General features: G+C 48.7%; 1 protein-coding gene. It reads left to right on the forward strand.

Annotated elements, in window-relative coordinates; genetic code table 11:
• Positions 1-865 (forward strand): hypothetical protein (locus CPT76_RS35195; RefSeq protein ID WP_374954762.1); only part of this gene is annotated, 865 nt, incomplete at its 5' end.
• Between the last annotated feature and the right edge of the window lie 1,087 nt (positions 866-1,952).

Genomic DNA, 1,952 nt, shown 5'->3' on the forward strand with positions numbered 1-1,952 from the left:
CGAAATGACCTCGCCGAATTACACCTTTCCAAACGTGATGCCCATAGCGGAAAACCAGCCTAACGTCATGCCTGCTGCCGAAAACCAGCCCAATGTGATGCCTATCATGGAGAACAAACCTAATATCATGCCTGCGGTGGAAAATCAACCGAACGTGATGCCGGCAGCCGAGAAGAAGCCGACCTACAGCAAAGAGACCATTTACAGCGAAGTTACGCATAACCTCTTTATTCAGTACCCGGGTCCCGTGCACGAAGTGGCTTCCTATCACGACATGCCGAATGCCGAGAACGCAAACCTGCAGCACGCCATGCAAGAAAACAAGCAGAAAACACCGTATTATCCGGGAATCGTTCAGGGTACCGAGTATGAACCGACCCCCAACGCTTTTCCGACAGGTGTGTCCCCTGCCTATGCGCCGCATTGGGAAAATCACGAGCATCCGGTCGCTTATGAGCCTATCCATGTAGGGCCGGCCCATTACCAGCCAAATGAGGCGTTTCCGCACAGTGTAGAGCCGGCGTTTTATCATCCGGTACACGCTGGAATTGCGCCGTATAGCCCATGTGGGTGCCAAGGAGCGGTATCCCCGTATTCGGGAGTGGATCCATTCTACGCTCAGCCTTATAGTGAGCCGATAGCAGCATATCCAAACGCGAATGCCATGTTTCCGAATACTCAAGTAAGTCCGGCAGCAGCCTATCCGAACCAAATGCCGATGGTATCTCCGGCCGAAGCCTATCCGAACCAAATGCCAATGGTATCCCCAGCCGAAGCTTATCCGAACCAAATGCCGATGGTATATCCAGCCGAAGCTTATCCGAACCAAATGCCGATGGTATCTCCGGCCGTTACGCACCGATGACACATTATCCAGAAGTGGATCCGGCATACGCCTATCCGCATCATGCTTATCCCACTCCATATGATTGGTGCTACCCGTCACCTTATGGAATGGGGTTTCCCTCGACGCTGGGAGCCTATGATCATGCAGGGCCCAACGCCCCTTTTGTAGGGGCCGCCGAGAACGCGGCGTACTGGGACCGTAACCCGGCGCCTGCCTACCCAGCCCCGATTGGGGAAGAGGAGACCCAAGCGACAGCTACCATCAATGAGGCGGCGGTCCATGAGACATCCGAGGTAGAGGAGTCTGAGCCTGCGGCTGATGAGACTGCATCCAAAAAGATCAGCGACCCGAAGGATAAAGCAAAGGTTAATAAATCGAAAGCTCCCGCCGCTAAAAAGGAAAGAAAAAGCACAGTTGCTGACAGACCGCGTAAAAACCCATGGATTAATGGATGATAGCAGGTCAATTTGAGCAGAAGCAGGCATTTCGAGGTGAACGTCGGAATGCCTGCTTTAAATTGAGTTCAAGGTTCGTATCATTGTAACCATTCTTCAGCAAGAGCATTTCCGCTTAATGGCGGTTTGAACTCTATGAATGCTGTATTAACTTTATAAAAGAACTAGTATGAATATATGAAAAAGATGCTTGAAATATGCTAGAATTTATTTTGTTGTGGGTAAAAGTATAGTATGAATATTCGATGGAATATTTTGTGTGTTGCGGCAATAGTGGGAACTGTGATAAATTATAAGTCCGGCCGAGTTAACGAGTTAGCAGGTCGGGGAAAATGAGATATGATAGAAAAAAACTTCTTCAAAAAAGTCTTGCAAATCTATCGAATCTGTGATATATTATAAGAGTTGCTGCTGAAACACTGGGCCGTAACAAAACGAAGTTTGATCTTTGAAAACTGAACAACGAGTGAGTATAAACGCGAAGGTCTTATGACCGGAGCGATTGAGATTAAATCAATCTCGTCAGATTCAAAATGAGTCACAAACTTTCGTTGGAAAGCTACTCCCTTCGGGTGAGCAGATTCTTCCAACTTTCTTGGAGAGTTTGATCCTGGCTCAGGACGAACGCTGGCGGCGTGCCTAATACATGC

This window comes from Paenibacillus sp. AR247, from assembly GCF_002968895.1.
GTDB lineage: Bacteria > Bacillota > Bacilli > Paenibacillales > Paenibacillaceae > Paenibacillus_AQ > Paenibacillus_AQ favisporus.